Annotated in this window: 6 protein-coding genes; all 6 read left to right on the forward strand. The window is 57.4% G+C overall.

The features are described 5' to 3' along the window. Positions 1–1,190: tetratricopeptide repeat protein (locus ABYV26_RS17605; protein WP_372682665.1), on the forward strand; the 1,190-nt coding region annotated here is incomplete at its 5' end. Positions 1,191–1,258: 68 nt separating this feature from the next. After that, a complete protein-coding gene (locus ABYV26_RS17610) occupies positions 1,259–1,642 on the forward strand; it encodes a hypothetical protein (protein ID WP_372682666.1) in 384 nt (127 codons plus the stop codon). A gap of 106 nt (positions 1,643–1,748) precedes the next feature. Then, positions 1,749–2,261: a lipocalin family protein gene (locus ABYV26_RS17615; RefSeq protein WP_372682667.1), complete on the forward strand. Its 513-nt coding sequence runs from the start codon at positions 1,749–1,751 to the stop codon at positions 2,259–2,261. Positions 2,262–2,294: 33 nt separating this feature from the next. Next, a complete protein-coding gene (locus ABYV26_RS17620) occupies positions 2,295–2,528 on the forward strand; it encodes a hypothetical protein (protein WP_372682668.1) in 234 nt (77 codons plus the stop codon). A gap of 9 nt (positions 2,529–2,537) precedes the next feature. Next, positions 2,538–5,036 (forward strand): HD domain-containing phosphohydrolase, encoded by a 2,499-nt coding sequence (locus ABYV26_RS17625; protein WP_372682669.1) that lies wholly within the window; start codon positions 2,538–2,540, stop codon positions 5,034–5,036. 381 nt (positions 5,037–5,417) lie between these two features. Beyond that, positions 5,418–6,856 (forward strand): arylsulfatase (locus tag ABYV26_RS17630; protein WP_372682670.1); only part of this gene is annotated, 1,439 nt, incomplete at its 3' end.

A 6,856-nucleotide genomic window follows, 5' to 3' on the forward strand; every position in this document is an offset into this window, starting at 1 on the left:
AAGTCGGAACCGGCTCTGAATGTATGCAGTGTCACATGCCCGAACGCTATTACATGGGCGTCGATTACCGCCCAGACCACAGTTTCCGAATACCGCGTCCGGATCTTAGTATCAAAATCGGCGTCCCGAATGCCTGCAACCGCTGCCATGTGGATAAAACCGTCCAGTGGTCGGTCGATGCCATGGCCAAATGGTACGGCAAGAAAAAACGGCCGCACTATGGCACCACTCTGGCGGCCGGACGGCAGCAAAATCCAGATGCGTTGGCTGAACTGGTCCGTTTAGCCGGGGATCGGCTCTACCCGGATATTGTCCGGGCAACCGCCCTGTCCTTGGCATCGTCCTATCCCGATGAGATCGCGGTAGAAGCGCTCAGGCGGTCCCTTTCCGACGAATCAGCATTGATTCGCTACACGGCGGTCAATCGGTTGGCCATCCCGGACCCGGGGCAACGCTCCACGCTTGTCGGACCGCTGCTCTACGACCCGGTGCGTGCCGTGCGCATCGAGGCCGCCCGGAGCCTGGTCGCTGCGGGGCGGCAGGGATTGTCCCCGTCCCTTCAACAACCATACGAAAAAGCCCTTGCCGAATACATCACGGCCATGGAACGCACCGGCGATTTTGCAGCCTCCCGCCACAATTTGGGCAACGTCTATGCCGACCTGGGGCAGACCGACCGGGCCATCGGCCATTACCGCAGAGCCATCGCCATTGACCGGCTCTTTTACCCGGCCAAGGTTAACCTGGCCATGCTTTACAACGCTAAGGGGCAGATAGATCAGGCCGAGGCGTTGTTGCGTGAAGTCGTGCAGGAATACCCCGACCTTTATGAAGTCAAGTATTCATTAGGCCTGCTGCTGGCGGAAAAAAAGGCCTATGAAGATGCCGTCATTTACCTGGGCGATGCCGCCGCCGGTCTGCCCCAGCGTTCCCGGATCCAATACAACCTGGCCCTGCTGCTCAAACAACTCAAGCAGAATCCACAAGCGGAGACCGCCCTTCAACGGGCGCTGTCTGTGGAACCGAATAATCCGGACTATCTTTCTGCGCTGGCAGTGCTGTATATTGAATGGGACCGGCCGGACGACGCCCTCGAGGCGGCATTGCAGCTGCGTGAAGCCCATCCAACACTTGCCATGGGTCGCGATCTGGTTAATTATATAAGACGTTCCCAAGATGAAAAAAAATAAGCGCATCACGAGAACCGATGCATCGCTCATTTCAGGATTGAAGACACCCTGATAAAAAGGAGTCGCACATGAAACTCATGAAATGGATCGTCGTCACATTGGTGGGTCTTTTGGTTGTTGGCGCTTTTTCCCCGCTTCCGGCTGTGGATGAAGCGCGCCAAGCCTACAATAAAATGGTGGAAGAATCCGTCAAGGAAGCCGACGAATACCTGCAGGAAAAGGAGAGCCAGAAGAAAGCGGCCGACGCACAAACCCAATCGATGCAGGATTCGGCCCTGTCCGAGAAAATCCAGGCTGAAAGCCAGAGAATCCAGGCGGAGATGGACGCGGTGAGCAAGCGCGGTCTCGGCCCCACCTTTTCCCAGGGCATGAAGGACAACCTGCTGGAGCAGTTGCAGGATAAGCTCGATCAGCTGACCAGCGATCCGGAAGGCTACTTTGCGGGGCAATAGACGGGGTAGCGCCAAGTAAAATGCTGCTTTACGGAAGGTCATCCCAATGTGTGTCTCTACCGATTCGAAGCGACGGTCTGATCCCCGCAGGTGGGTCCCCCTATTCTTGTTCATTGGGCTGCTGGCGCTGACGGTTCAAGCAGCGGCAGGTGAAGATCAAGCGCCGCTATCCACCGTCTCCGCCGTCGACCTGAACCGCTATCTGGGCAAATGGTATGAAATCGCCAGCTACCCGGCCTGGTTCCAGAGGGACTGTACCGGCTCCACGGCCGACTATACGCAGTTGCCGGACGGGCGCATCCGCGTGGTCAACCGCTGCTTCAAAAACAGCCTGGACGGACCGCTGAAGGCGTCCAAAGGAAAGGCGGAAGTGGTCGATGCGGCCACCCGCGCCAAATTGAAGGTCTGGTTTTTCTGGCCGTTCAAAGGTGACTACTGGATCATCGATCTCGACCCGGATTACCAATGGGCCGTGGTGGGTGTGCCGTCTCGGAAATACCTGTGGATCCTCAGCCGAACGCCGACGTTGGATGGGGCCGTGTACGACGGGATTCTCCGCCGGGTTATCGAAAAGGGGTACGACCCGACACGCTTGAACCTGACCATTCAACCGAAATAAACAGGCAGTTGTGCTTGTCTTTCGTGGTTCTTAATGACCGGATCCCAAGTCTTCTACCAGGAATATGATAATTTCAAAGGATCCCTATTGGAATTCAGGGCGGCAGTGCATGACCACCCATGGGAGCATGTGGGGATCGGGCTGGGCGTCGACTCGTTGGCAGTCAACGTCGAAGCCGAAGGAGAAGACTGGCCGGGAATCGACCTGAAGGGCAATGTCGAATTTAACTACGCGGGCCTGCAGTTGTGCCTTCGGGTCTTCTATTAGGATAAATCCATGACCCTGAAAATCAAACGCTATCCGTTCTATGTCGGCATTACCACGCTGATCGTGACCATCGTCGTCATATTGACCGGGTTGTTCTTATGGATCAGCCACCGGGAGAGCAAGGCGGCAGCCATCCAGATGGCCGACCGCCTGTTCTCGGAAATCAACGAAAAGGTTCTGGAACGCTACGAGAGTGAACTGGAATCGGTGGCCGTCCTGGTCGGGACAGCCGCACGGATGCCGGCAATGGCCACCTTGCCGGTGGGCGGCGGAATGTCTTATCCGGGTTTGCCGCTGATGCTCGAAGCCCTCTCGTATTACGGTTATCTGTTCTCACTTTACACCGGGTATAACGACGGTAGCTTTATCCAGGTCGTTGCCGTCAGGGACAAGGCGGAATTGCGCCGTCTGTTCGATGCGCCGGTGGGCACCGCCTATGTCCTGCGCAGCATTTCAGTCGATGCGGACGGCAACCTGAAACAGCGCTGGCATTTTTTAAATCGCCAGCGGCAGATTACCGGAACGAGGGCCGACCTGGACCCGGGCTACGACCCCCGCGTCAGGCCCTGGTTCCTCAGGGCCCAAGAGGAGGAAGCGGCCTTTTTCACCGAGCCGTATATCTATAGTTCAACCAAGCTGCCGGGCATCACCTGCGCCGAGAAACTGATCTACGGTGACGGGGTTTTCGGTGCCGACATCACCCTGAACCGGTTCGCCATCTCACTCGAACGGCAGAAAGTCTCGGACAATGGCATGCTGTTTCTCTTCGACCGCGCGGGGCGGATCATCGCTCATCCGACCCAGGACCCCATTCGCGCGGGAAAAAATGAAACCCTGAGCATTTTAACCGGCGCGGAATCTGACGATCCGCGGGTCCGGGCAATTGTCGCCGAATACCAGGGCAACCCGGTGGACAGACTCAACCGAACCCTGGAAATGCAGATCGACGGAGTCGCCTACCTGGTGAGATCGACGGCGTTGAATGCCGCTCTGCGGTTCGATCAGATCCTGGCTTCTGTGGCTCCCGTTTCTGACTTCACCGGCCACATCCGGCGCATGCAGCAACGGGTCTTTCTCTTCTCCGGCCTGGTGCTGCTGGTATTATTGCCGCTGTCCCTGCTGGTGTCCCGTAAAATCTTAGGATCACTCACGCAATTGGAGCTCGAATCCAGGAAAATCCGCCGACGTGATTTCTCCAAGTCCGTCCTCCACGACTCCAGTGTCAAAGAAATCCATTCCCTGACCCAGGCCTTTATCCTGATGAAAAGCACCATCCGGGACTACACGGCCAGACTGATCCAGGCCAAGCAGGACATCGAGCGCCTGTTCACCGCCGTTACCGAGCTGATTGCCGGCACCATCGACGCCAAATCCCCCTATACCGGCGGCCACTGCAAGCGGGTGCCCGAAGTGGCCAGGATGCTGGCCACGGCAGCCCATGCGTCCAAGGCGGGCCCGTTTGCCGATTTCCGGATGGCCTCCGAAGATCAATGGCGGGAGTTCAATGTAGCCGCCTGGCTGCACGACTGCGGCAAGCTGACCACGCCAGAATATGTAGTGGACAAGGCCACCAAGCTGGAAACCATCTACAACCGCATCCACGAAATCCGCATGCGATTCGAGGTCCTGCTGAGGGATGCAGAAATAGACGCCTGCCGCCAACGATTGGCGGGTGGGGCCGATGAAGCGACCCTTGCTGCGGAACTTGAAAAGGTGCGAAAACAGATCGCCGAGGATTTTGCCTTTGTCGCAGAGTGCAATGTCGGCGGCGAGGTCATGGCCGATGAGAAGATCGACAGGCTCGAACGGATCGCCGCCCTGACCTGGACGCGCCACCTGGACGACCGCCTGGGCATTTCCCAGGATGAAGCCACATTGAAAAACCGGCAGCCGGCAGCCACGCTGCCAGTTGTCGAACACCTGCTGGCCGACAAACCGGAGCACATCATTCCCCGGACCGACCCGGACCCCTTCGACGGCAACACCCACGGATTCAACATGATCGTCCCTGAAAACCAGTACAACCTGGGTGAGCTCTACAATCTGAGCATCCGCAAAGGCACCCTGTCGACGGAGGATCGCTTCAAGATCAACGAACACATCATCCAGACCATTCTCATGCTCAAGCGCCTCCCCTTCCCCGACAACATGAAGCATGTGCCGGATATTGCCGGGTCCCACCATGAGACCATGATCGGCACCGGCTACCCTCGGGGGTTAAAAAAAGAAGAGATGTCCGTCCCCGCCCGCATCATGGCCATCGCGGATATCTTCGAGGCCCTGACCGCAGCCGACCGGCCCTACAAAAAACCGAAAACGGTCAGCGAGGCCCTGCGCATCATGAGCACCATGCGCAACGACCAGCACATCGATGCCGACCTGTTCGACCTGTTTCTGAAAAGCGAGGTATACCGGGACTACGCCGAGCAGTTCCTGGACCCGGGTCAAATTGACCGAGTGGATATCAGCCAGTATCTGTCAACCGAGGTGATGGAAGTCGAACATTGATGCACAGCAGGCAGAAACACGACCGGTCGGAGGCGTCGGTCAGGTGCCGAGCAAATATTATGTATTTGACTAAGCCCATCGGGTGAATATTATTTGTCTGTTCGATGGATGCTTAAATTGTTCAATTTTTCTTAAACACGAAATCCCCGCTCAGGCTTTGAAAACGGTCCCCAAGTTTCTCAGAATAACAAGGGTATCTCGTTTAATATCGACTTGTTCTCATTTCTTCGAACCTCGATAGCAAGCTCATTCCCAACGATTTTCCGGAACAATGCTGGGGTCTCGTTCATCGGGGCCGCGAGGATCGGTCGAACCTTTTTGCTGTCCGCTCATTTTCTTTTACATCAGATCGACTCAACCACTCAAACCAGGGAGGTCTCAATGAAACGGCAATTTCATCTTATGATTTCAAGCATCGTGGCGATGGCGATGCTCTTCGGCATCGCGTCTGTTGTGGGTGCCGAGGAGAAACCCAACATCGTCATCATCTGGGGTGACGACATCGGTCAGTCCAACCTCAGCGTTTATACCAGGGGCTTGATGGGTTATCGCACGCCCAACATCGACCGTGTCGCCAATGAGGGCATGCTCTTCACCGACTATTACGCCGAACAGAGCTGCACCGCTGGCCGTTCCGCTTTTATCACCGGCCAGAGCGTGTTCCGCACCGGCCTGAGCAAAGTCGGCATGCCCGGCGCCAAGGAGGGGCTCAGCGCCGATGACCCCACCATCGCCACCCTGCTCAAGGCCCAGGGCTACGCCACCGGCCAGTTCGGCAAAAACCACCTGGGAGACCGCGACGAGCACCTGCCGACGGCGCATGGCTTCGACGAATTCTACGGCAACCTTTACCACTTGAATGCCGAAGAGGAGCCGGAACAGGCCGACTATCCCAAAGACCCCGAATTTCGCAAGCGCTTCGGGCCACGGGGAGTGATCCACAGCTATGCCATGCCCGACGGCACGCAGCGTATCGAAGACACCGGTCCGCTCACCAAAAAACGCATGGAGACCATCGATGACGACGTCGCCGCCAGGGCCGCGTTCTTCATCGAGACCCAGCACAAAGCCGGTAAGCCGGTATTCGTGTGGGTGAACTTCACCCACATGCACTTTCGCACCCATCCCAAGCCGGCCAGCATCGGACAATCCGGACGTTGGCAGAGCGAGTACCACGATGCGATGATCGACCATGACAAGAACGTCGGCACCGTGCTTAACAAGCTGGATGATCTGGGTCTTGCCGACAACACCATCGTGATGTACGGGACGGACAACGGCCCGCACATGAACACGTGGCCCGACGCCGGCATGACGCCGTTCCGCAACGAGAAGAACAGCAACTGGGAGGGAGCCTACCGCGTACCTGCCATGGTTCGCTGGCCTGGAAAGATCAAGGCCGGGAGCATTTCCAATGAGATCATGTCGCACATGGACTGGCTGCCGACGCTGGCGGCCGCCGCCGGTGATTCGGATGTGACCGGCAAACTGCTCAAGGGGTACAAGCTCGGCAAGACCACCTATAAGGTGCACCTGGACGGGTACAACTTCCTGCCCTATCTGACCGGAAAAACGGACAAGGGGCCCCGCGAATCATTCTTCTACTTCTCTGACGACGGCGACCTGACCGGGTTGCGCTACGACAACTGGAAGCTGGTCTTCATGGAGCAGCGGCAGCCGGGCACGCTGCAAATCTGGTTCGAGCCGTATACCCTGCTGCGGGGTCCAAAACTGTTCACCCTGCGCATGGACCCGTACGAGCGGGCGGACGTCACCTCCAATACATATTGGGACTGGTACATCGACCACGCCTATCTGCT

Origin of the sequence: Desulfosarcina sp., assembly GCF_041551955.1 — a bacterium.
Lineage (GTDB): Bacteria > Desulfobacterota > Desulfobacteria > Desulfobacterales > Desulfosarcinaceae > Desulfosarcina.